This window comes from Paenibacillus sp. FSL E2-0151, from assembly GCF_037993015.1.
GTDB lineage: Bacteria > Bacillota > Bacilli > Paenibacillales > Paenibacillaceae > Paenibacillus > Paenibacillus amylolyticus.
In genome coordinates, this window is the sequence record NZ_CP150308.1 from 6737065 (window position 1) to 6761004 (window position 23940).

Here is a 23940-nt window from a genome sequence, read left to right on the forward strand (position 1 = left end):
CATCCTATAATTTAAACGAAAGCCGGCGCTTCTAAGCGCCGGCTTTATGTCCATGCCCGTTCAGTACCTCTATGAAATCTGAAGGATTCCATCGTTCCATTAATATGCCATATCCCCTAGGTACTTTATACGCGACCTCACATCGACCACTTCTGCCGCACCTTTTTTCATCTGAATATCTGTTATTCTTTGTAATGGTGACAACCAAAAAGGACGCCCAAAAGGGCGCCCTTGAATGGCATTAAGATTAGTAAGCCAGTGCGAACAAACCGTGAATGTGAGCCAAGTAACGGATGTTACTTGCTTCTTTCATCATGGTTGCAGGCAGACCTTTCAGACGAGTCTGGTTGCCACCGATCATGCCGACAGCATCTTTACGACCCAGACTTCCCAGCGTACCGGAGAATACTGGTGTGAAGGATTCCATTGCGCCACCTTTGAACATAACGCCCAAGTTGTGACCAATAGTCTCACCCATTTGCCAAGCCAATTGTGCTGTTGGAGGGTAAGGGCGAGCGCCTTCGCTAGGGAAGACCACTGCGCTGTCACCAGCAACAAACACGTCTTTGTGAGAAGTAGATTGCAGAACTTCCGTAACTTTCGCACGGCCACGATCCACTTCAATTCCGCTGTTAGCAACAACAGCGTTGCCTTGTACGCCACCTGTCCATACGAGTGTGTTCGTAGGGATGGAGCTGCCGTCTTTCAGCAGAACTTCGTTTTCTTTCATCTCGGTAATCGCTACGCCAACGATGAAGTTAACGCCACGTTTCTCAAGACTTGATTTAGCACGTTCAACCAGCTCTGGCGGGAATCCTGCCAGGATGGAAGGACCTGCTTCAACTGTGTACAGGGATACTTCTTTGAAGTCGATGCCTTTTTCTTGACATACAGCAGGAAGCAGGTCAGCGAATTCTCCAACAAGCTCAATACCTGTCAAGCCGCCGCCACCAATAACAAACGTAGCGTCTGCTTTGTTGCCGGACTGTTTGTAAGCATCAAGACGTGCTTCAACGTGTGCACGAATACGGTTTGCATCGCTAACCGATTTGAGCGTGAAGCTGTACTCTTGCAATCCCGGAATTCCGAAGAATGCCGTTTCGCTGCCCAAGGCAACGACAAGTGCATCGTAAGAGTATGTGGAGCCGCTGGTCATCAGAACTTTTTTCTCATCCGGCTTGATTGTATCCACCGTATCGATTTTCAAGTTCACGTTTTTGCCACGCAGCAATTTTTCAAGTGGAAGAGCAACTGCTTGTTCAGCAATGCTTCCCGCTGCAAGACGGTGCAGTTCCGTGATAATTTGGTGTGTAGGGTAACGGTTCACGACAGTAATTGTCGCTTCTTCCGGAGACAAGTATTGACGCGCAGTCAATGCAGTCAACAGACCGCCGTATCCTCCACCCAAGATCAAAATTTGCTTCGACATATCCATCCTCCGTTCTTCTAAGTCTTAACGTTTCGGTTGTTGACGCTCGTTCAAGATGCTCAAGAAAGATTGAGCAAAACGAAGCGATTGTTGTACGTTTGGATCTTTAAGCATTTTCAGCATAGCGAACAAGCCAACTGAAGTTTGCTCTGTTTGCGCACGGTCATTGGCTTCGATGGCAGCAGAAGCTACACCTTTAGCTTTGTCTACAACAGGCTTAGCGAACTCGCCCATTGCGCTCATTGTGTCGCTGATCAGAACTTTGTCTGTTGCTACACTTTGTGCAAAGTCATAAGCTTTTGTCATAGCAGTAACCATTTCAGCCAATTTAGGCAGGTTCTCCACCAGAACGGTTAAAGACTCCTGTACCTCAGGCTTCATCAGTTGATCCAGAACGTCCAAGGACTGGCGCTCGGAAACGTTGGCACCTTCTGTAACTGGCACCTCTTGTTGAGTAGGCGATTGTGACATAAGAGAAAGTCCTCCTTTACTTTGGGATAGAAGTCCGCGACTTTCATGATGCCTGTCAAGCAGAGCCGAACCACAAAATACATCGAATACATTTAAATGTACCAAATTTCACACAATAGGATGAGCGTAGCTCATGGCCACTCCCATATCATGCATTGTATCTTGGATCTATTGCGGACAACATGTGTTGACGCACAAAACGACAAGCAGGCCGAAACCGAACTCTATACCCTTATATTACACCTCTTACACATGAACATGAAAAAGAAATTTTTTACACTTGTGAAGATATTGTGAACATTGTAACAAAATCGATTTTTTTGTCAACCCATGAAGGCAAGCTAACGCCGCCGATCCCCCTGTCCAAGATCCGTATTCCTACCACATGTGGTATTAAGACAAGATCACATATGACCAGATGTGCGATATGTACACAAGGAAGGAATCGTTTATCCAAATGTTCAGGAATTGTTTTCCAATATCACAATTTTCATGCAACGAAATTGGTCACTGTCGTTATTATGCAGCGTTGGGCCCGGCCTTATTCCATCATTGAGACATCTTTTCTATTTCAAGTATGAACCTCTTGCGTCACGAATGCAAAAAAAACAGAAAGAAGGCCTGACGGATCGTCCTGCCTCCTGATATTTATTTTCACTGTTTGCCCCATCTGATCGTTACAATTAGGTCACACCATAACTATTTCTGGGGAATGCTGATCCTTTTCTTCAAGCAATGCTTTTATTGCAACGACGGCGGATCGCTCCAATTCCTCCACTTCCAGAAGTATCGAGATGGCCTGATCGGCATGAGCCTTCTCATTAGGCAGTCCTCCATCTGGAAAAGGAAATAATACCGCGAGTGTATTTAACTTTTGGGACATGTTTCGATATAACTCTTCTGCCTGAAGACAGAATGAAATCAAGTTGGAATAGCAGGCAGTCGAAGCCCACTTTAGTGAAAGTTCTTTGAAAAACTCACTTGCATAACGCCTTGCATCCCACAAAACCGCAATGTTATAGGCGTGACCATTCGGTTCTACCCGTCTGTATTCAAGGGCTTCTCTCCAGACTGCATAGGCAGCCACACCACTGACTGTGTTCGGCAGGGTATACGGGTCCTCCCCACGATAATGAGCCAACACAGCTGTCAGTGCCGCGTGCAAGTTCATTTCTCGTATCATGCCATCTGATTCCGCTGCCAGTACAAATACTTCCTGATTCACACCCCGGCCTACATGATCATAGGGAATTATTCCTGATTTAGTGAAATCGGTACCGTGTAGGGTCCGGGCTGCGTCATCATAGCCATAGATCAACCCGAATTCGGGAATATTCAGGTCCCACACGACGGCCGGAATTCCCCGATGAATGGAGTAACGTATCAAGGAGAGTGCCTGAACAAGTCTCGGATTAAGCAACCTTTTCCCCTTCGCTTTCTCCTCTAGCATCGAAGGATCGACCAGATTGGCATTGAGTCCCGCTTCGCTCGCCAAAGCCTCAACCGCATGGGAACGATAACCCATATGTCGCAATCCTCTTGTAAGCACCTCTTTGAAGTTATAGGCGGTAGGTCCAGCAATATGTATGTCCTGAGGCAGGATGGTCAAACGAAAAGAAAGTCCACTCATCCCCATAACCATGGGGAGAGACGGAGATGGACCGATATAACCTAACATCTCGTGAATGGATGCTGCTGCCGAGTTCCAGGTTTGGGGAGCCCGAAACGAGAGGGGCTCCTCCAGAGTCACTCGATTTTGCCCGAGTGAATTCCACTCTGCCAGCATTTCTTCTACAGATAAATGAATATGAAGCTGAGACACTTTTTTACGTGAACGGGACAGAATTTGATACACATTGGCACTTGTCAGATTGAATTTGTAGGCCATTTCTTGCGGTGACAGCTGCTCCATCCAATATGATGTGAAGACCTGTTTTTCTCTTTCATTCAGACAACCTAACAGCCTGTGGAGATTGTTCCTCATTTCCTGCTGAGCAACAGCTTGATACGGATCATAGTCTGTCTCCTGCGATCTCCGATTTGTATCCTTCAAAAGATGATTCAGCGTCATGTCGAGCGAGTCTTGATCGCTCCATGAGGCATCATCGACTCCGAATCCAAATGCAAAGAACGAAGAAAAATGTTGTTCCCTCTGCTGCTTTTGGCGCTGCATATGTGAGTACGCCTGATTACGTACAATACGCTGCATCCAGGCCATAAAACGCTCAGCATTCTGAAGCTGTCCCATATGAATGAACGCACGAATAAGCCCATCCTGTAAAATGTCTTCTGCGAGATAAGAATCATACGTAAGCGCCCGCACATAACGAAACAATTGCCCACGGTAACGGTGAATCAACTCTCCAAAGGCCTCTGTATCCCCCGTTTGGGCTCGTTGGATAAGCGCGATATCCGGCTCCTTTTGCCGATCCTCTAATATCTCATCTTCCCCTGGCCTGATATGGCGATTGTTAGTTAATCCATCCATGTATATCTCCCTTTCTTATAGCGTCGCTTCGCTTTCATTACTCCATCTTCAAAATAGAAGCTTCGATCATGGCTTCCGTCTCCGCGAGTGCCACCATGATTGTCGCAGCAGCCTCCCAGTTCCGAGAGACAAGACGGGATTGGCATTCCCCGAATTGACGGGATTGTGCATATTTCAAAGCTGAAAGGTCAGGATGGATTGTGTTAAAAAACAAACCATAATCATGGGCACGACGTGCGCCTACTGGCAGAGAAAAATACACATAATGAGCCCACTCATTATCATCGATTGCTCCAGTACGAACCTGTTCCGCCTTATGCAGAATGGCTGATGCTCCGGTTCGTCCTTCCTGTGCAGCAATATCATGGGTCTGTTCTGTAAGGGTTGATTTGAACCAAGTGAAAGCCCGGCGGTTAATCTCCTCCAGATCAGGATGTTCAATGCGTTCAGGACTCCACCATCGTCGATACACACCGCTACTCCATGGGAATTCAGACTTCCATGCTTCCTCAAGTTTATCCAGTGTCAGGAAGACATTCGGAAATCCAGCCGGGTCATGCAGACATATTTCATCGCCCCTCATATTGAGCGCAACTACATAATGATCGCAACCACCCAGGTTGGGAGAGTTGGGATTGTAGACGAGTTTGCCCATATCCAGCGGCCCCATCATCACAGGGCCCTGCTTCAAAGCCTCTCTTAGCTCATCTACAGGCATCTCTGTACCCCGTGCTTGCACACTTTCGCGCACACTAAATCCCAGAATGCTCATCGCCTTGCTGATGGCCAGATCAGGACTGGAGGTACAGTTATCAAAAAAAAGCATATCTTCCTGCGTTCGAAAGGCCCCTAGTGAAAAGCCACCGATGGTTTCAAGCAGACCGGGATCTATCTTTTCTCCAATGGACGACAGCAGCATTGAAGCTGAATTGGCGTAACAATACGCACCATTTCCAATATAATTGCTCATATCATAACATCCTCTCATTCCTTTAATGAAGCACGCAATTATGCAATGCCTATACTTATACTGACTCTTCGTACAGATCATTTCTGACAGAATATCCAGAACAAATTTCTGACCGCCACGAAATAGCGAACGTTTAGAATGCGGACATCCCGGTTAATAAGGACTACACCAGAAACGAAGGAGATGTTCGATATGAGTAATTCAACTGGCGACAAAATCAAAGCAGGCGTAAATAAAGCCAAAGGCGAAGTGAAGGATCAGATCGGTAATGCAACCAACAACAGATCCCTTCAGGCTGAGGGCAAAAAAGACAAAGCCAAAGGTGCTGTACAGGATAAAATTGCCGACATTAAAAAAGATCATCACTAGATCCTTTTAATGTGAGGTCCAACAGCACGAACATTTCGTGCAATAGATTATTTTAAAATAGCCTGACCGTCCGTGTTCGGAAGCTATCCGAAAATGAGACGGAGGCGCAAAAAAGCCAAGGAAGGTGTTACTCAATACACCCTTCCCTGGCTTTTTTTGTGCATTTTATACTGCTGGAACTGCGTATCTTGCCATATCGATAATGAAACTGCGCGTTTCCCTTGTTGTATGGTATTCACGGCTGAACTGTCTGACCCATTCGGGATGTTCCCGATACCAACGGAAGGTTTTTTCCAATCCCTTTTCCAACGTGGTTTGTGGTAACCAACCCAATTCCGCTCGCAATCTGCCTGAATGTACGACCAGACTGGACCCTCTGGACTGGGTTGGTTCTTGCTCCCGGATCTCTACTGCAGCTACGGATCGATCCATTGGTTTCAAGATCTCCCCGATCTCCTGCATGGTTGTTCCAAGCCCTGTTGATATGTTGTAGACCTGTCCGTCTTTGCCTTTCAGCATGATCTGTTCAATGGCCCGGAGGGCATCATCTACATACAAGAAATCACGCACTGCCGATCCCTGAATATCCAGAGGCAGTCCGTCCAACATCCGACCAAAATTTCGGGGAATAATACGGTCTGGCAACTGCCATGGACCATAGAGGTTGGTCAAACGAAAGAGTTTGACTGGAAGCTGGTAACATTGAGCATAGGAGTGAGCCAGCATTTCACACGCAACTTTGGACGCGGAATAAGGAGAGACGGGTGCATACGGATCTGATTCATGATAGACTCTGCCCCAATCGCCGCCATACACTTCAACGGATGAAGCCAGCAAGACTGGAATGTGATGTTCCGTAGCATATTGCAGGATAGACTGTGTGCTGAGTGTATTATTGCGGAAAACTTCCCCTGGCTGATGATACGAATAATCCACGTGTGGCATGGCAGCCAGATGGATAATGTAATCTGTTCCTGGAGGTAGATGAATCCGGTCCGATGCAAGGTCACAACAGATGAACGGCATCTCATGCAGAGGAGAGACATGAACAAGCCTCTGACAATAATCATCCCGATCCAGAAGGGTAATTCGATGCCCCTTTTGCGCCAAATACTGTGAAAGATTAAATCCCACAAATCCAGAAGCCCCTGTAATCACAATGTTCACACACGATTCCCCCTTGCGATTTATACAACCAGTGCATTGAAGAGAGTTTATGTACTGAGTATACCCTTAAAATGATACATTTTGTATCATTTTACAATTGTTTTTTGTTCGTCCTTGAGGTTATCGGGTAATTTATAGTGAGGTGATGTGAGATGAATGAACGGAAAAAGGACATAGAGACGTTATTCCTTCAGGATGACGGTGTAATTCCCAATCATCCGACCCTGCCTGTGCTTTTGTATAAGAATGTATGGGCTGAAGAGGCCCTTCACGCAGAATCGTTGCTGAACCGTAATGGATGGGGAAATAGCTGGTTGAATGGTGTGTTCAATTATCATCATTATCATAGTAATGCTCATGAGGCTCTTGCTGTGGTGAGTGGATTCGTGAAACTGATTTTAGGCGGAGAAAACGGTCAGAAAGTTTACCTTCAAACAGGCGACGTTGTCGTTCTTCCTGCTGGAACAGGGCATAAACGTCTGGAGTCCAGCACTGATTTTCGTATTGCAGGAGCTTATCCAGGCGGCATGAGTTACAACACACGCACAGGTGAGGAAGGCGACCGTGCCAAGGCTCTTCAGGAAATCCGAGAGGTTCCGATCCCGGTTACCGATCCGGTCTATGGACAGCACGGACCGCTACTAGAAATCTGGAATGGGAAGAAATCATAATACAAATGAAGATCATTAAGATGAATGTTATTGGACAATGCACTAGCGAAGCTGGTTCGGTACTTAACGAGAAAAAATAGACTGTTCCCCGGAAAAGTAGGAGTTACTCACCGATGGAACAGTCTATTTAAGTGTTAAGTCTGAACAGCTGGTATCGGGAACACTTCGTGATCATCTTACTATATGGGCAAGGAACTGCTCAAATTTTCCGTCTTATTTCAAACTTCGCGATCTCGTCGCTTGTTTTTCTATCCGTGCGTTTCAGCCTTAGTCCCTTTCAGCGCTCGGCAAGCCGAATACTGTAATACCTCATTGCAAGTGGCTTTCCATCCATTTCAAGTTGGCCTTGCAGCACCAGTTGTCGTAGACGGTACTCCACGAACGCATCACTTATATGCTGGCTACTTGTACCAATCACTTCACCCACAATACGAGCTGCTCGGATATACTTGCCTGGCTCCCAGTTCGGTGTCAGTTCCCTCACCTTCTGCATAATGTACTCGTCCAACGCATCTTCAGTTAAGCTCCGAATCACGCCATTCTCCATCATACGTAATAGCCCAGGCTGTACCGAAAGTTCCAGCCAATCCTGTTCCAGTTGGCGGCGTTCTCCCTTGGACAGCGGCTCTTGCTCAGAGCAGACGTGCCACATCGCCAGAAGCTTTTCCGGAAGAATCTCGCCTGTGTGGAGCACATCGTATTGAACGTCAGGTCTATCAAATAATTGCTTATATAAGCCACTCGTTTCGATAAGATATATGGGACTCTCGGTGTTCCGCAATAGATACATGGCATAGAGTAGTCCCGTCTTCTCCCGTGCATTATTCGCATACCAGATAATGATCGACGTCTTGGAATCAAAGGACTGTATTGTGGCGTTGAGCTCAAATAATGATTCCAGTTCATGCATGCCATATGCCTCACGGTCATTGAGACACATTCGTTCGGTCAGCCAGAGATGCCTGCGTTGCAAGTCTGCACGCCGGGTCAGATCACCTAACGGCCCTACCGCATAATTATCATCTATAGAAAAAAAACTCCGTTTTTCCTGATCAGGTAATGTACTCATTCCCATTTTCAGACTACTCAGAGGTGATTCTCCAAACGTAATATGAATTTCATTTGGCTTGTCGACCTCGGAGAGAGCTTGTTGTTCCAGACGCCCCAGATCAAAAGGGATATCCATATTCCGAAACAGTGACTGTACCGCTTCCGCAAAATCCACCTTTTCGCCTTGCTCTTCCTGCCGCTTGACCACTTGTGCTGATTTCATATAGAGCACACGCAGTACTGAACGAAGTTCATCTTCACTCATACGATTTATCGTTCGGCTGAATGCATAGATATTATCATTCATGCTGGGTCCTCCTTCGAGCTAACGAGATTACTGAAATCCTATATCTTCGCACTGATCATTCTTTTATTCATGAAGAAATCGATTTTCCAGCGGGTTGATTCAGATCATGTAGATCTTCACCATCTGACGATGACCGGGTAAAGTGTCGCTCCAGTTTGCGGCTTGCCCACAGGGATACCGCAATGAACAGTAATACGCCTACCCAGCGTATTGGGTGCTCCAGAAATTGTTCCACATTGGAACCGATATACGTAACAGAGAAGATCATGATCGCTTTACCACAGCCCACCGCAAGCAGGAAAGATAATAATCGCATTCGCGCGATACCTGCCGCCACATTAATAATGACAAACGGACCTACCGGGAAGATACTCAGCAGAAAAACATAACTGAATGCATTCCTACGAATCCATACCATGCTGCGTTGCACACGAGGTTTGCGTGCCCATCGCTCTACAAAAGCGGATTTCCCAATCTCCCGTACGATCAGGAACGTAACGGTACAACCGAGGACCATACCGATCCATGAATATATAAATCCTGCCCACAGACCGTATACCGCACCGTTTACGCCCACAATCAACAGCGTTGGAAGCGGTGGTACAAATGATTTCATAAACGTAAGCAAAATTCCCGGTAACGGGCCCAGGGAGCGAAACTTCTCCAGCCAGAAACGAATATTTTCTTCCGTAATATATGACATAATGTCTAATGCTGCCGGGGTCATCTGCATCCATCCAATCTATACAGTCTAAGTTCTCAGGCTTGATGCTCACTATACATTTCATCATTCATATGGATGATGAAGCTTCTTTAGTAACTCCCTCCCAGTATAACGTACATCTTCGATGAACACCGTTGTCAATTTGAAGAAATTATTGCACAGCGAACTGACTTCCCACCCAAATCAGAATTAAATCAAAAAAGCACACCTCGACCTCTGTGGTCTTGGTGTGCTCTTTATATCAAAACCCCGATTCCATCTTCGGGGCATTTATCCTTCTTCCAGCTGTGCTTCCTGCATGGCCAGTTCAATCAATTCTGCCTGGTGGGCAGCATTCCATTCGGGAATACCGGAACGCATGAACTCTTCGGCATCCATCGCTGCTTTGGACTGGTTGCACAGATTACAGGCGCAGACACAGTTGAGCGGAGTGGTATGTCCACCTTTAGCACGCGGCAGCAGATGGTCAATCGTATCTCCATACGATCCACAGAAGTAACAAGTGTACTGATCCCGGGTTAAAATATACCGCTTGAAATCCTTGTTGCTGAACAATCGGCGAATCGTGTACCGATTTACCACCACAGCGGCTTTTTCCTTGACCAGCGTGACCGCAAGCTCCATGTCCACTTCCTGATGCCAGCGTCTGCCCTTGTCCGTCTTGCCCCTCATCCGTACCATGCCTTGTCGGTTGGTCCGGAGCGAAGCCGGATCTTCCGGGTCGATGGCTACCGGGGCCGACGGCGTCTGACGGCGGGGACGGCCATCCGTGCCAGCACCGTGGCTGCGGCTGGCATGCGCGGGTCGCTGCCCGGATGCAACGCGGGCAGCGTCTTCGCCGCTCGCCTTGGGCGCACGCTCTTTGCGCGCCTGGCGCGGCTTAGACCCTGGCGAGCCAGGCTGGCGCACGGGCGCAGGAGGCCCTGCCTCCGTAGCGGCCCCCGGCGCTTGCCCAGGCTCGCGCCCGGTGGCGGCAGGCTGTGCCTCCGCCGCCGTAGGTGCAGCGACCGTGGTGGCATCGCCACGGTCGCTCAGGGCCGGCGCATGGGCCTCAGCAGCTACGCTGCGGGCCTGCCCTGCGCCCGGCGCTAGCGCGGCAGCACGCTTGCGGCGCCGCTTGCGCTTGCGTTTGGCTGCGGTCGGTTGATCCGCAGCCATGGGCTCTGCTGCCGGGCCTTGCGGCTCAGCCTGCAGCAGAGCCTGGTGGGCCGCCGCAGTCTGCTCGGCGGCCTGCACTGCAGCGGCTGCTCGCGCGCCAGCCCGCTGTGCACTGCCTTTTTCATTCGCAGCAGCATGCCCCTGCGAATGCCCTTCTTCCCCACGCCAGTGCTCACCTGGCTGTGGCTCATCTCCTACCTCACCCGCCAAACCATCATGCTCCAGACTCGTCTCTCTCAGCTCATTGCCCGTTATGCTCTCTGAACGCTTGCTCTTCCTCCGTCTTCTCCTCTTCTTCCGAATACCTGAAGAAGAGGGTGAAGAGGGTGAAGAAGTCACCAAGTCAGCACGTTCATCGTCATTCGAAGAATTCGAGTCTACTGAAGGTTGAGACACCAGACTTCTTTCAGACTCAGACACCGTAGCAGATCCCTGCTCCATACCATGGGAGGTAAGACCTGCTTCATTTCTCGCAGATGCAGAGGGTCTGGCAGTAACAGCACGTGTCTCCAAGCCATCCCGTTGATGCTCAATCCGTTCATTCGTTCGTCCGCTCACGCTTGAACCTGACTCGTGGTCAGCCTGTCCACCAAGCTGGCGACAGCTGCGGCAGGCTCCACGCCTGGCTCCGGGACCTGCCCGCTTTCCGGTTCTGCGCCGGAATTCGGACATCGGCCGCTGTTGTCCGCAATACATACACGTTTTGCTCAGTCGCGCTTCTTGTTCCGTCTTTCCTTGCCGGAAAGGGGCTGGACCCGTCTCCATGTTGTCACCTCGGTTCCGTATGAATCCGGTTTCTTTCTATTGTATCACATCTGCTCGTGAACACCCTCATGGCCATAGGCCTGATAATCTTTTGAGTTGTACTCCTGTGTCTGTTCACTGCATTCGTGAAGAATGTGTTCCACATATTCCAATATATCCTGCATCGGTCTCCCGCATTTTTCGCATGTTGTCATTATATTCACCTTAATCCTGTTATCCATAATGTATTATCGTTCCGCCTTATGATTACCCCTCTTACATGAAAAAGAAACACTCGTTCCCCATATTACACATATCTGCATACATCAAAAAAACCGCTTCCTGCTCTTCCCTAAGGTCGACCAAGAAACGGTTTATTATTCCTGTGTTGGAAATGTATCTTAACGAACGTCCAATTGCCCCGAGTTCTGTTGTGGGACGAGACGTGGTTTGGGTTTTGGCAGATTGCCAAAGATGACCCATGCATATGGAACAAACCTTGCCGTCAATCCAACGACGATCCACGAAGCGATTAGAGCTACACCGAATCCTCCGGCATACCATAGATGCACTAACCACGATACTCCTGTTTGAGGTGGATAATTCCGATACACCAACAGGAAGAATGGATGAATCAGATAGATGCCAAAGGACAATGCCCCAAGCCGATTCAGCGGCTTGACGATGAGTGACGGCCCTTTGCGATAGAGCAGATAGGCAATCTGGATAAGCACCAGCGCACAAGCAAAGGTATGCACATTCCAGAAGAATTCATACCACAGTGTGTTATACGTTGCGATCTTCAGACGCAGCAGGTAATAGATATACACATGGCCAAGTCCGGCAATGATCCATACCGCCCAGAGCAGAATCCATGAAGCTACGCGTCCTTTGGTTGCATTGGCTCGACTGATGACAAACCATTGCTTGATTTTAGGGAAATATACCCCGATAAAAGCACCCAGCATGAAATAGGAGAAGTACGAGAACGCCCAGCTTCCCTTGTTGGGTACCTGGAATCCATATTTATTACTTACGATGAATGCCCATTGAATCAATAGTCCAATCGGAACAGACCATTTCACCACAGAAGGATATTTCTTAAGCAACCATAACACCAATGGGAATAACAGATAAAATTGCATGTTAATAAACACAAAGTACAGATGTGTATAGGCCTTACCTGTAAACAATTTCGTGATAAAACTTACTGCCGATTCGCCGAAAGGTCGGCCCTGATAATGCGTGAAATGCAGCAACACAAAATACATTAATGAAAAAAGGAAATACGGAAGCAAAATATACACAAATCTTTTCTTGTAGAAGTTACTCACGAGTTTCTTATCCAGTGGACGGGAATAATAGTTATAGAACAGTACGAAACTGCTCATAAAAATAAAGGTTGGCGTACCATATTTCATAAAGATATTAATAAAGTTGTACAGCCAGTAGTAGCCTGAGCCCGTCATGTCCACCGTCGCGTAGGACGTAGAATGCACGCTGAGTACGCCGATAATTGCCAGGGCACGCACCAGATTCAGCTCTGGAATTCGCTCTCTTTTCAGTGTTTCACTCATGTTTACGTTTCTCCTTAATGTGTTCGTCAATATGTCAGATATGACTTAATACAATAAAGCTCTCTATCTATTAAAAGCCATAATGCTTAAGATGGATAGTCCATTTTCTTAACAATTCCTAAATTTCCAACACATTTCACACTATTTTCATGTCTATATATGTAAAAAAGACCGCGAGTACGCGGTCTGTGGAACATCCTGCTCTCAACCAAATGAATATTGGATCAACCGGATGAGAATGGTAAATTTGGGTTTGGGCATGCATCCCGCCCTGACTGAGTCTACTTCGCACGACTCGCCAGAATCTGTTTATACACGTCAATAGCTGCCTGTCTCGATGCCTTCAGATCAACAATGGCATCCTTGCGCGGCTGATGGATGTCCTTGCTATGCAGATCCTTCAATTCAGGCAACCACTTGCGAATATAATCACCTTGCGGATCATATTTCTCGGATTGTGTTACCGGATTGTTCACGCGAAAATACGGAGCCGCATTCTCACCAAGCGAGGCACACCATAACCAGTTACCACGGTTTTGAATGTTATCATAGTCACGCAGCTTACGCCTGAAATAAGCTTCGCCCAGGGTGAATGGGCATTGCAGGTTTTTGGTGAGAAACATCGCCGTGAGAATCCGCAGCCGGTTTGGCATATGTCCGGTTTCATTCAGTTCCGTCATCGCTGCATCAATAATCGGAATGCCTGTCTCCGCCTTGCACCACCGTTCAAAGTAATCATCATGGAGAGCCGAGAGATCGTACAGCTTTTCATATGTAAAATAGTGACTCTCATAGACCGCTCGATACAGATAGAAGTCGCGGAAGCACAACTGCCTGATCCATTCCCCAGCCTCAGCCGTGCGACTCGCCGCATCATACATTTTGCGAATGGATACAGCTCCCACAGCTACGTAAGAACTGAGATGACTCGGCTCGTACGCCTCATATTCATCCCGATGATCTCCGTATTCAGCAATTCGATCCGACAAAAATTGATCCAACAGCAGATGCGGGTCCTCGTCATTCGAACCACTGCCCTCCAGCAACTCCGGAGGTACCTGCATTGCATCCGGCCATTCAATCTGACGATCACTCACCTTCAACGCTGCAACCGTTGTTGCCGAAGGAGGGTTGGGATGTTCATTCATGAATTCCACCCACCGCCGATGGAAAGCCGCAAATACCTTATATGGCTCCGACTTGCCTGTAAAATTGGCAAATCCATTCAGATCCATCAGCAGATGATCCGTCAGTTGTGTGAACGTAACCTCGTGCGCCTCACTGACTTTGCGTATGGCCCTATCCCGCTCGATTGCATATGGCGTCATGTCCCGATGGACCACAATCTCGTTAATCTCACCTTTGAATTCGTTCAGGATGAATTTAACCACTTCAGCCGGTTTGCCATAAGCAACATGCAGTTTTCGATTGGCTTCAAGATACTGTCTGCCTAATTCCGCTGCGTGCTGCCTGAAATTCACACCGCTGTGTTCCTTCTCTCGGCCTTGCCGCAGGAGGAATGAATCATAGATGAGAACATGCACACTCTTTTCTTGGTGTTCCCGCAAATAATCGAATGCGGCCAGATCATCCGTACGCAAATCTTTGCGGTGTATAAATAGCTTCATGCTCACCCTCCTGTCTGAACTTACATTACATACGTTTATTTGTCCGTCAGGTTCTTATATAACCTGCTTGTTTCGGGCTCGGGCTGATACCCCAGATCCTCATTTAATGTCAATGTAAATGAATGATACAAACGAAGTATGCCTTGCTGATCATCCATGGATGCATACACTTCCATCATGAGTCGGCAGATCTCTTCCGAATAAGGCTCCCGTTCCTGTAATATCGTTAATTGCTCAATCGCTTCCTTGCCACGACCATGCTCCATGTCCCATCTCGCGATATCCATAACTAGCGCTGTATACTTGCGTCTGAGTTCCCTTGCTTTGGCCTGTGCCCAATGATAATCATGCTCTTCCAGATAATCGCCACGATAAAGCGGAATCATATGCCTCAAGTCATCGACATTGTCGGATGTGATGACATGGTAAACCATGGATTTTTCAAATTGATCCACATCACTTACCAGATTGCCTGATAACAGACGATAACGGTTCATATTGTACTCCAGCTTGCCTGTCATGTTCCATTCCTTAAGCAGCTTTCGAATCTGGTACACGGAAGTATGTAGATGGGTTAATCCCTTTTCCTGGGAAACATCACCCCATAGCTTATCCAGCAGAATCTCCTTGCTTACCCATTCTTCCCTGTGATGAAACAAAAAAGCAAACAATTCCTGTGATTTGGTTGTGCGCCACTTATGTTTCTTGGCTCCCTGATCCAGACTTCTGTAGATATCCAGATGTTTGAACGTAAGCAGCCCCGGAACTTCAGTATCCAACTCCACAGTTACAGGTTCCGATCCCTGTACCTCGGCGGTGGCTGCAACTTGGGAATTATGCGACATTATGCCCGCGATTCGATCAACGGTTTTGGCCAATCGAGTGGAACTTACCGGTTTTAGTACATAATCCAGTGCATGCAGCTCGAATGCTTCCACTGCATGGTCCGCATAAGCCGTAACAAAGATAATACGAATACTCTGATCCAATTGCTGTATATATTCAGCCGCTTCCAGGCCATTCATCTCGGGCATTCCAATGTCCAAAAATACAACATCTACACGTTCCTTTGCCAGAAAATGAAGACCATCACGAGCTGTTGAAAAACATTGCACGGGTGTAATTCGTCCGTCCGTTCGTAGTAGTCGCTCCAGATGAAGCTGCGCTGGCTTCTCATCATCGATCACAATGGCTCTCACCGTTCTTTCAGCCTCCTGCCATGAAAGATTCAATAGGAATACCGATTTTATCGGCACCCCCTAGTCTGTTAACCATAATTGCTTCACTCGGCACACTAATTGGAATAATCCACCTTTTGCACAGGAATACGGAATCGGATCTGCGTGCCTTTACCCACATGGCTATGAATCTCCAGTCCCTGTCCATAGAGAGACATCAGGCGACGGTTTATATTTTGCAGCCCCACACCTCCCGGACCTTCGGTGCGCCCAGACTTGACCTGAGCCATACGCTCAGGAGGGATACCTACACCATCATCCTGGACCTGGACGACTACATGCTCGCTCTCTTGGAAAATCCTAAGATGAACTGTCCCGCCAGCTGCCCGCTCCATCACGCCGTGGCGAATGGCATTCTCCACAAGAGGCTGAATACTGAGTGGTGGCAGATATAGATGCACGTCCGATTCCACCTCATACTCAACCGCCAGTCTTTCCTCAAATCTCGCCTGTTCCAGATGCACATAAGACTCCACCAATTCCAGCTCTTTGGTCAAAGGTACAAGCTGCTCCCTGTTCTGGAAGTCAAAACTTCCGCGCAGGTAATGACTCAATTCAATCAGCAGATCCGTTGCCTTGTCCGGATTCACTGCACAGGTCGCAATAATGACATTCAGTGCATTATATAGAAAGTGTGGCTTGATCTGGGCCTGCAAAAAGGCCATTTCGGTCCGAATAGCCTCCTGCACAGAACTCCGCATCTCAATTAACGTCCTAACCCGGGCACGCAATTCACCGGCATCCACCGGTTTGCTCAGGAAGTCATTGGCTCCCGCCTGGAATCCGTGTTTGATATCCTCAGGCAACCCGCGAGCGGTCAGCATCAGAATCGGTAACTCTGACAGGGAACTGTGCTCGCGCAGTTTGCGACATAACTCAAGCCCGGACATCTTAGGCATCATCCAGTCCGTAATAACAAGATCAATGGACGGGAACTCCTCACGGAGTTTCAACGCAGTGGACCCGCTGTCCGCTGCAATCACACGATACCGCTCCGTCGACAATAGGTTAAGCAATACCTGTCGATTCACGGGGTCATCGTCCACAATCAAAATCGTATACTCCGCTTCCGTAAGATCATCCTGCTCATCTGACTCTCTTGTAACAAGCTCCTTCGCCCCTGCCCCCTGTGCAGCAACATATCGGGCGGCAGCTGGTTTCGAATGAGTTTGCAGCAGCGGCATCTTCATAACAGGCAGGGTGAAATGAAAGGTCGAACCTTGCCCCGGCTCCGATTCAACCCAGATCTCACCACCGCCAAGCTCAACGAGTTTTCGCGTAATACTCAGACCCAGTCCGGTTCCATTATTCAATCGCTCAATCGTGCCGTTACTCTGCTCATACGCCTGGAAGATATCCTCCTGTTTGTCCAAGGCAATGCCTACCCCTGTATCAGCGACCGATACCTTCACCCAGTCCCCTTCAACGCTGGCGTACAATCGAATCTCACCCTGCTCAGTGTACTTATAGGCGTTACCCAGCAAGTTATACAGAACTTGCCTTAGGCGATCTTCGTCTGCCTCAACAAGTGGCAAGGACTGGGGCCATTGTTGAATCAATATAACCGGCTTGTCCTCAAACGTGAAACCCGAGACTTCAACCACAGTACGAGCAACGGATTCCAGATCGACAGCTACCCGTTTTAACTCGATCTCACTATTTTTTAATTTGGCAAAATCCAAAATATCGTTAACCAGCAGTGAAAGGCGCTTCCCGGTTGAAGTAATCATGGAGAGATTTTTCGCTTGCTTGGGCGTGACTGCTCCAGCCGCCCCTTCCAGCATGGATTGCGCAATATTAATGATGCCGTGCAGGGGCGTTCGCAGCTCATGAGACGTATTCGCCATGAACTCGTCCTTCAGGCTGTCGATGGCCAGCAAACGCTCCGACAGGGCTTCCACGTCTCGGAATGATTGTGCAAAGCGGAATGCGGTCACAATCATCTGGGCAAATACAAATAATAAAAGTTCAATCAGCGCAAAGAACGCTGTGTCTAGGGTAGTGAACGCACCAAGCGTATATAACACAACAACCATGAGTATGCTCATCATACTCACCAGTGCAAAGTGGCTGTCATTCGGCCGTCCTTTCAACCAATAGAAAATGGCTCGCAGCGTATAGAACATGACAACAAGTGAGATCAGCAACATGGGAAGCTCAAGAGACGAGAAAAGCGTTGGAGGAAGCGTAAGACCCACAATAGTCTGGGTAACGATTAGCACTACAGCCAGACGAACAAACCACTGATGAACTGCTCCTGGTACACGGGCATCCATATACCGAAGCAAAAAATAATAGGCAAAGGCTGAACTAAGGAGCTGAATCCGAAGTATCTCATTATTGGTCAGGAACGGTACAAACGTACCCAGTAACTTCTCCCCATGTGTCAGAGCGTACACCGCACCAGAAAGGCTGAATAATCCGAGAAAACGAAGTTCCTTCTCCGTACGTCGTAATCTGAACAGAAGTAGAAAAAAGGCGGCTGGCAAGATAAAACCAAATAAGGCCATCAGATCCTTGAGCCAACCTTGTTGCTGGCTTTTCAGAATACTATGCTCGTCTCCAAACAAAATGGGCGCTACAATGCCCCCAGACGAGTAACTATAATTCGATACCTGGATGATAATATCAGCCGTGTTGCCCTCAATGGACGTGAATCCTGTAAAGGGCAGATTTAATTGTATATCTGTCGCCTTGGTCTTTCCTGGCAGGCCTTTGCCGCCAATCTCTTTACCATCAATAAATACCCGGTGGGCCATGCGTATATTCTGCGTGCGTATACCATAATCGTTTTTCATCGTTTGGGGTGTAAGCTGAACTTGCAAATGATAGGTTCCATACCCATGGGCCTGCCCCAAAGATTTGTTCCATCGGGCAGGAACTTGAGTGCCCGACGAAGCCGGCAAAGGCTTGCGACCGGATACACTTGCTTCAATATCTGCCGGGCTCAGCAACTGCCCAGGGTAGAAATCCCAGACACCCTTTAGAGACGCTGCACCCTTGCGATCAAAGTCCCATTGGGTCAGGTCAATTTTCCCATCTGTAGCCTGGGGGTTAATCCGCTCGCTAATTAACGTCTGGGCGATCCAACCCAGTGGAACAATGACAATACATATGAAGCTTATGGTCAGCATAATCCAGTGTTTTCTCATCTATGTATTCCTTCCATCCACAATGGCGAGAGACGTCTAATTCTGTCGATTTATCACTATAATTCATGTTACACGTTTCTGGTGCTCACGGAAATAGTTTCCGTATCATAATCGGTCAAATTCGTTATAATTTGAAGGATCTCTATCTGTTTCCGTCAGCTCTTGGTACACCAAGGAACCCCATGCCGAATTTCACCGGAATGAACGGGCGAAATGGCCTGGGGTTGATTGAATGGAGATTTATTTAACAACTTGGGCAAGCTTCTGAACGATTCCGGCCCATCCCTGTTCCATACGTTCGCGTACGATAGCGTGGGCCTGTCCAAACTCGGTCAGTTTATCCGCATCCCAACCGCTGTGAATCAGTGTGAAATCCGTACCTTCGGGCTGTTCATTCAGTTCGAACGTCAACGTCCAGTCCTTCCCCCAGCGGAATGACAGCTTGTGCAGCGGAAGAACTTCCGTCACCTGACATGGTGATTGGCCGAAGGGGCCTGCTTCCAATATAAACTCGTGACCTTCCACGGGTTCCAGATTGCCTGGCATGAACCAGGTTCTCAGTCCCTGCTCGGTCGAGACCATCTCCCACACTTTCTCTACAGGTGCATGGAGCATAAGTTTCTGCCGGATATCTGGCAGTGCACTTGATGAACTTGATGATGAATCCATTCGAATCACCTCCTTATACATTTCATTTCGTATAACTACCCGAATAGAAGTTGACCTCCGCTTTATCCCCACCCTATAATTGGAACATATTACATAAAAGGTGCGTGATTCCTATGATAGTCTGCTCTGAAAATTCCAATTCCAACCGTTGTCGGAAGGGATAATCCTGCTCACTCCCCTTCCACGTTTTCATTTTAATACATTTACATGTGGGGGACACCTATACTATGTCATTCAGTTATTACGGTCCATTATGCACCGCCGTTTATGATCTCACGAAACCTGTGGGACACTCCTTGGGAGGAGACATTGAATTCTATCGCCATTATCTTCAGCGCTGCAATGGACGTATCCTTGAAGCCATGTCAGGATCAGGCCGAGTGCTCATTCCTTTGCTTGAAGCAGGCTTGAAGGTGGATGGAATTGATTATTCGACCGATATGATCAACTCTTGCCGTTCTCGTTGTATGGAGCGGGCATTACCCATGCCTGAGCTATTCGTTGCCGATCTGGAGAAGCTTGACCTTCCATATCGATACGAGGCAATTATCATTCCCGGAGGTTCTCTGCTCCTCATCCAAGACAGACAGGCATCGATTAACGCATTACGTAATCTATTTCAGCATTTAGAACCCGGCGGCAGGCTCGTGTTTGATCTGTTTCTGCCCGATGTGACACAACCCTCTTCTGTAGAAACATCAACCGTTTCATTACCCGATGGTGATACGATCACGGTAGAAGTGAAAACCATTGAAGTGAACCTTCTTCAACAGTACAAAGTAAGTCTCATTCGCTATGAGCAATGGCATCAGGGTGCTCTTGTTGCTACGGAACTGCAACAGCTTACCTTGCGCTGGTACGGCATAGAAGAGTTACGCCTAATTCTCGAACACATTGGTTTCTCTGACATTAAAGTGTACGCCGATTTCAACCCGAATCAGCCACCTACACAGTCGAATCAAAAATTCGTATACGAAGCGACTCGAAGAGCGTAGTCATCCGTAATCGGATGGATATGATTCTCAATATCCAAAATCAGGCCACAGCATGAGGTTTAACCCATGCTGTGGCCTATTTTACTGTATAAAATTTGCACTAACATTTACACGAAAACGAAGAGGACAGAAATAACTTGAAGAAGCGAAGCTACAAGCTTTCTGCAAGAAAGCTACATCGAAAGCATACACTTCGCCTTTATCCTCAGATCGGAAGGTTATTCTGTCATCGGAGTGGCAAGTGTAAATGTTAGTGCAAGTTAGTATCCACGAGAATATTGCTCCGCAATGGCAGCTTGATCCTTGCTGACACCCAGTTCCAGAGCGGCATGGTTCGCCCAGTACGGGTCACGCAGCATGCCTCTACCAACCGCGACCAGATCCGCATCGCCGTTGCCAATAACCGCTTGAGCCAATGCTGCATCCTCCAGCATACCCACTGCGATTACAGGAACGTTCAGTTCTTCACGGAAACGACGGGCAAATGGTACCTGATACCCCGGGTAGTTCCCCGGTTTCCGCTGTCCGGAAGGACCTTCGCCACCTGAACTGATATGGAACATGTCCACGCCTGCATCTTGGTAGGCACGAGCGATATTGATCGTGTGGTCGATATCGTATCCACCATCCGCGTATTCTACAGCCGAAATCCGCAAAATCAGCGGCATATCTGCGGGCATTTCTTTTTTCACTGCACGAATGACTTCTACGCCAAAACGGGACAGATCCTGCCCATATACATCCTCACGATGGTTCATCAGCGGGGAATGGAACTGGTGGATCAGGTATCCATGTGCACCGTGCAGCTCAATGGTATCTACTCCAGCCTGCACTGCGCGGCGAACACCGTCTGCGAACTTTTGCACCATAGCTTCTACTTCTTCCGTACTTAACGCGCGTGGTTCCTTGTACTTTTCTCCCGGGAATGTAACTACCGATGGGGCAACCGGCTGCGGAGCATCCTCTGCTTTTCGTCCCGCATGTGCGATCTGAATAGCTACTTTGGAGCCGTAGGCATGGATTCCATCTACAAGTTTGGTGAAGGCCGGCACATGCTCATCTGACCATATCCCCAAGTCATTGTCGGTAATGCGTCCATCCGGATCTACATCGGTCATCTCGATTACAATCAGTCCTGTCCCTCCAACCGCACGGCTCACATAGTGAACCTGATGCCAATCGTTCGGAATGCCATCCTTCGCAGTGACAGAATATTGGCACATCGGTGCCATGACGACACGGTTATTTAATTGCAGGCTCTTGAATTGATAGGGCGAAAATAATTGTTCAGTCATTAATGTTACATCTCCTGTTCCATGATCATGATATATATGAACCCTTACTTATTTGTCTAAGTCCGAAAACAGTTTTCCGTTCTTGCCGTAATTGTCCTTCTCCAAATCCTCAATGAAGATAAAGACTTTGCTCGGATCAACATCCAGTGTCTCACAAGCCACCTGAGTCATACGTTCAATCAACTGACGTTTCTGCTCGACCGACTTGCCTTCCAGTACCTTAACCGTGATAAATGGCATGTCTTGAACACATCCTTTCTTCATCATTTATTATGAACCTCAGTTATAGAAATACAAGTACGTACATTTTTGTGACCTAGTACCCTTTTTGATACCTAGAAATCCTCCTATTTCGGATCTTCCCCATTCTGGAAATGACCGCAAAACATGATATGATAACCGTAGAGAACCACAGGAAATACTATACCCCAAATGAAAAAAATCCAAGCTAGGGAGCGATAATAGATGAAAGATATTTTAATTCAAAGACTGAGTACTTATGTTCAGATGGATACCCAATCCGATGAAAATAGCGAGACATGCCCTTCCACACCCGGCCAACTGGCCTTGGGCAAACTGCTTGTTGAAGAATGTACCTCCATTGGTCTGCAAGATGTAACGATGGATGAGAACGGTTATGTCATGGCTACACTGCCATCCAATACCGACAAGGATGTTCCTGTAATTGGTTTCCTGGCTCACCTCGATACAGCGACCGACTTTACTGGCAAAAATGTCAAACCACAGGTTATCGATAACTATGACGGTGCTGATATTGTGCTGAACTCGGAACTGGATGTCGTACTGTCCAACAAGGATTTCCCGGAACTGCACGAGTATAAAGGCCATACGCTGATCACAACCGATGGTACAACGTTGCTTGGTGCTGACAATAAGGCAGGCATTGCCGAGATCATGACGGCGATGGCCTATCTGATTGAACACCCGGAAGTGAAACACGGTAAGATTCGGGTTGCTTTTACCCCGGATGAAGAGATTGGCCGTGGACCGCACAAGTTCGATGTAGCTGCTTTTGGAGCCAAATATGCTTACACAGTTGACGGTGGACCACTTGGTGAGCTGGAATACGAGAGCTTTAACGCAGCTGCCGCCAAAATTACCGTACGAGGCACCAATGTGCATCCCGGAACAGCGAAGGATAAGATGGTGAACTCTCTGAAAATTGCGCTGGAATTGAATCGACGCCTGCCTGTGGAGGAAGCTCCTGAATTCACGGACGGTTATGATGGTTTCTATCATCTATTGTCTTTGGAGGGTGACGTTGAGCTGACAAAGATGAGTTACATCATCCGTGATTTCGACCGGGAGAAGTTTGAAGAGCGCAAAACAAATCTGCTCCATATCGCAAACGAACTGAAGACCAAGTATGGAGAGAAAAGCATCACGGTTGAATTGAATGACCAGTACTATAACATGCGCGAGAAAATTGAACCCGTACGCCAGATCGTCGATATTGCCCATGAAGCCATGACCCGACTGGACATCGAACCTGTTATTCGTCCCATCCGGGGAGGAACAGATGGTTCCCAACTATCCTATATGGGCATGCCAACACCAAATATCTTCACTGGTGGTGAGAACTACCACGGCAAATTCGAGTATGTATCGGTAGACAATATGGTGAAGGCCACCCGTGTCATTGTAGAGATCGCTCAATTGTTTGAGCAACACGGAGATATCTAATCCACTTGAAGTACAGAGCAAAAAGAGCACCCCTCGGTATATTCGGGAGGGTGCTCTTTGTTATGCCGTATTGTATTTTATTGTGTCGCGTCATGTCGCTTAGATATGCAGGCTTGGTCTTTATTTTAAAATAC

18 protein-coding genes and 1 pseudogene are annotated in these 23940 nt (G+C 47.8%); 4 read left to right on the plus strand and 15 right to left on the minus strand.

Features of this window, described 5'->3' with window-relative positions:
• Nucleotides 1-247 precede the first annotated feature (247 nt).
• The 4 genes from MHI55_RS29840 to MHI55_RS29855 all read right to left on the minus strand — a co-directional run bounded on the left by MHI55_RS29840 (nucleotide 248) and on the right by MHI55_RS29855 (nucleotide 5358).
• Nucleotides 248-1429 carry an NAD(P)/FAD-dependent oxidoreductase gene (locus MHI55_RS29840; protein WP_036606574.1) on the minus strand — a complete coding sequence of 394 codons (1182 nt, stop codon included), beginning with the start codon at nucleotides 1427-1429 and terminating at the stop codon, nucleotides 248-250.
• 24 nt (nucleotides 1430-1453) lie between these two features.
• Nucleotides 1454-1900: a DUF1641 domain-containing protein gene (locus MHI55_RS29845; RefSeq protein ID WP_017691658.1), complete on the minus strand. Its 447-nt coding sequence runs from the start codon at nucleotides 1898-1900 to the stop codon at nucleotides 1454-1456.
• A gap of 688 nt (nucleotides 1901-2588) precedes the next feature.
• Nucleotides 2589-4388, minus strand: a complete 1800-nt coding sequence (locus MHI55_RS29850; RefSeq protein WP_340387991.1) for an RNA polymerase sigma factor — start codon at nucleotides 4386-4388, stop codon at nucleotides 2589-2591.
• 37 nt (nucleotides 4389-4425) lie between these two features.
• A complete protein-coding gene (locus MHI55_RS29855) occupies nucleotides 4426-5358 on the minus strand; it encodes a hypothetical protein (RefSeq protein ID WP_340387993.1) in 933 nt (310 codons plus the stop codon).
• Nucleotides 5359-5550: 192 nt separating this feature from the next.
• Here MHI55_RS29855 and MHI55_RS29860 point away from each other — a divergent pair, with 192 nt between their 5' ends.
• On the plus strand, nucleotides 5551-5727 hold the full coding sequence (locus tag MHI55_RS29860; RefSeq protein ID WP_074092719.1) for a CsbD family protein: 177 nt from the start codon (nucleotides 5551-5553) through the stop codon (nucleotides 5725-5727).
• A 165-nt stretch (nucleotides 5728-5892) separates the two neighbouring features.
• Here MHI55_RS29860 and MHI55_RS29865 read toward each other — a convergent pair whose 3' ends face one another.
• The gene (locus MHI55_RS29865) at nucleotides 5893-6894 is read right to left on the minus strand and encodes an NAD-dependent epimerase/dehydratase family protein (protein ID WP_340387995.1); all 1002 of its coding nucleotides are present in this window, start codon (nucleotides 6892-6894) and stop codon (nucleotides 5893-5895) included.
• Nucleotides 6895-7046: 152 nt separating this feature from the next.
• Here MHI55_RS29865 and MHI55_RS29870 point away from each other — a divergent pair, with 152 nt between their 5' ends.
• On the plus strand, nucleotides 7047-7565 hold the full coding sequence (locus MHI55_RS29870; protein WP_100528211.1) for a cupin domain-containing protein: 519 nt from the start codon (nucleotides 7047-7049) through the stop codon (nucleotides 7563-7565).
• Between the two features lie 277 nt (nucleotides 7566-7842).
• Here MHI55_RS29870 and MHI55_RS29875 read toward each other — a convergent pair whose 3' ends face one another.
• From MHI55_RS29875 to MHI55_RS29910, 8 genes and pseudogenes are all read right to left on the minus strand, one after another.
• Nucleotides 7843-8922, minus strand: coding sequence for a DUF1835 domain-containing protein (locus tag MHI55_RS29875; protein WP_282319922.1), 1080 nt, complete (start codon nucleotides 8920-8922; stop codon nucleotides 7843-7845).
• 67 nt (nucleotides 8923-8989) lie between these two features.
• On the minus strand, nucleotides 8990-9625 hold the full coding sequence (locus tag MHI55_RS29880) for a TVP38/TMEM64 family protein (protein WP_245838419.1): 636 nt from the start codon (nucleotides 9623-9625) through the stop codon (nucleotides 8990-8992).
• A 291-nt stretch (nucleotides 9626-9916) separates the two neighbouring features.
• Nucleotides 9917-10351: pseudogene (locus MHI55_RS29885) on the minus strand (HNH endonuclease); the annotation flags it as partial.
• Between the two features lie 1598 nt (nucleotides 10352-11949).
• On the minus strand, nucleotides 11950-13125 hold the full coding sequence (locus MHI55_RS29890; RefSeq protein WP_047840877.1) for an acyltransferase: 1176 nt from the start codon (nucleotides 13123-13125) through the stop codon (nucleotides 11950-11952).
• A 281-nt stretch (nucleotides 13126-13406) separates the two neighbouring features.
• Nucleotides 13407-14753 carry a deoxyribodipyrimidine photo-lyase gene (locus tag MHI55_RS29895; protein ID WP_340387997.1) on the minus strand — a complete coding sequence of 449 codons (1347 nt, stop codon included), beginning with the start codon at nucleotides 14751-14753 and terminating at the stop codon, nucleotides 13407-13409.
• Between the two features lie 35 nt (nucleotides 14754-14788).
• A complete protein-coding gene (locus MHI55_RS29900) occupies nucleotides 14789-15985 on the minus strand; it encodes a response regulator (protein WP_340387999.1) in 1197 nt (398 codons plus the stop codon).
• Between the two features lie 62 nt (nucleotides 15986-16047).
• Complete coding sequence (locus tag MHI55_RS29905) at nucleotides 16048-19143, minus strand: ATP-binding protein (RefSeq protein WP_340388001.1); 3096 nt, start codon at nucleotides 19141-19143, stop codon at nucleotides 16048-16050.
• A gap of 240 nt (nucleotides 19144-19383) precedes the next feature.
• Nucleotides 19384-19812: an SRPBCC domain-containing protein gene (locus MHI55_RS29910; protein ID WP_253504157.1), complete on the minus strand. Its 429-nt coding sequence runs from the start codon at nucleotides 19810-19812 to the stop codon at nucleotides 19384-19386.
• 227 nt (nucleotides 19813-20039) lie between these two features.
• On the opposite strand from MHI55_RS29910, the gene MHI55_RS29915 reads away from it, so the two are divergent.
• Nucleotides 20040-20807 carry a class I SAM-dependent methyltransferase gene (locus MHI55_RS29915; protein ID WP_253504161.1) on the plus strand — a complete coding sequence of 256 codons (768 nt, stop codon included), beginning with the start codon at nucleotides 20040-20042 and terminating at the stop codon, nucleotides 20805-20807.
• 260 nt (nucleotides 20808-21067) lie between these two features.
• On the opposite strand, the gene MHI55_RS29920 is transcribed toward MHI55_RS29915, so the two are convergent.
• Nucleotides 21068-22102 (minus strand): NADH:flavin oxidoreductase/NADH oxidase, encoded by a 1035-nt coding sequence (locus tag MHI55_RS29920; protein WP_017691643.1) that lies wholly within the window; start codon nucleotides 22100-22102, stop codon nucleotides 21068-21070.
• A gap of 48 nt (nucleotides 22103-22150) precedes the next feature.
• Nucleotides 22151-22342, minus strand: coding sequence for a 2-hydroxymuconate tautomerase family protein (locus MHI55_RS29925; RefSeq protein ID WP_017691642.1), 192 nt, complete (start codon nucleotides 22340-22342; stop codon nucleotides 22151-22153).
• A 225-nt stretch (nucleotides 22343-22567) separates the two neighbouring features.
• Here MHI55_RS29925 and pepT point away from each other — a divergent pair, with 225 nt between their 5' ends.
• On the plus strand, nucleotides 22568-23806 hold the full coding sequence (pepT, locus tag MHI55_RS29930; protein WP_340388003.1) for a peptidase T: 1239 nt from the start codon (nucleotides 22568-22570) through the stop codon (nucleotides 23804-23806).
• Nucleotides 23807-23940: the final 134 nt, after the last annotated feature.

Coding starts and splice junctions, on each gene's coding strand:
- MHI55_RS29840 (WP_036606574.1), bottom strand. CDS start 1,429: ATGTCGAAGCAAATTTTGATCTTGGGTGGAGGATACGGCGGTCTGTTG.
- MHI55_RS29845 (WP_017691658.1), bottom strand. CDS start 1,900: ATGTCACAATCGCCTACTCAACAAGAGGTGCCAGTTACAGAAGGTGCC.
- MHI55_RS29850 (WP_340387991.1), bottom strand. CDS start 4,388: ATGGATGGATTAACTAACAATCGCCATATCAGGCCAGGGGAAGATGAG.
- MHI55_RS29855 (WP_340387993.1), bottom strand. CDS start 5,358: ATGAGCAATTATATTGGAAATGGTGCGTATTGTTACGCCAATTCAGCT.
- MHI55_RS29860 (WP_074092719.1), top strand. CDS start 5,551: ATGAGTAATTCAACTGGCGACAAAATCAAAGCAGGCGTAAATAAAGCC.
- MHI55_RS29870 (WP_100528211.1), top strand. CDS start 7,047: ATGAATGAACGGAAAAAGGACATAGAGACGTTATTCCTTCAGGATGAC.
- MHI55_RS29875 (WP_282319922.1), bottom strand. CDS start 8,922: ATGAATGATAATATCTATGCATTCAGCCGAACGATAAATCGTATGAGT.
- MHI55_RS29880 (WP_245838419.1), bottom strand. CDS start 9,625: ATGTCATATATTACGGAAGAAAATATTCGTTTCTGGCTGGAGAAGTTT.
- MHI55_RS29890 (WP_047840877.1), bottom strand. CDS start 13,125: ATGAGTGAAACACTGAAAAGAGAGCGAATTCCAGAGCTGAATCTGGTG.
- MHI55_RS29895 (WP_340387997.1), bottom strand. CDS start 14,753: ATGAAGCTATTTATACACCGCAAAGATTTGCGTACGGATGATCTGGCC.
- MHI55_RS29905 (WP_340388001.1), bottom strand. CDS start 19,143: ATGAGAAAACACTGGATTATGCTGACCATAAGCTTCATATGTATTGTC.
- MHI55_RS29910 (WP_253504157.1), bottom strand. CDS start 19,812: ATGGATTCATCATCAAGTTCATCAAGTGCACTGCCAGATATCCGGCAG.
- MHI55_RS29915 (WP_253504161.1), top strand. CDS start 20,040: ATGTCATTCAGTTATTACGGTCCATTATGCACCGCCGTTTATGATCTC.
- MHI55_RS29920 (WP_017691643.1), bottom strand. CDS start 22,102: ATGACTGAACAATTATTTTCGCCCTATCAATTCAAGAGCCTGCAATTA.
- MHI55_RS29925 (WP_017691642.1), bottom strand. CDS start 22,342: ATGCCATTTATCACGGTTAAGGTACTGGAAGGCAAGTCGGTCGAGCAG.
- pepT (WP_340388003.1), top strand. CDS start 22,568: ATGAAAGATATTTTAATTCAAAGACTGAGTACTTATGTTCAGATGGAT.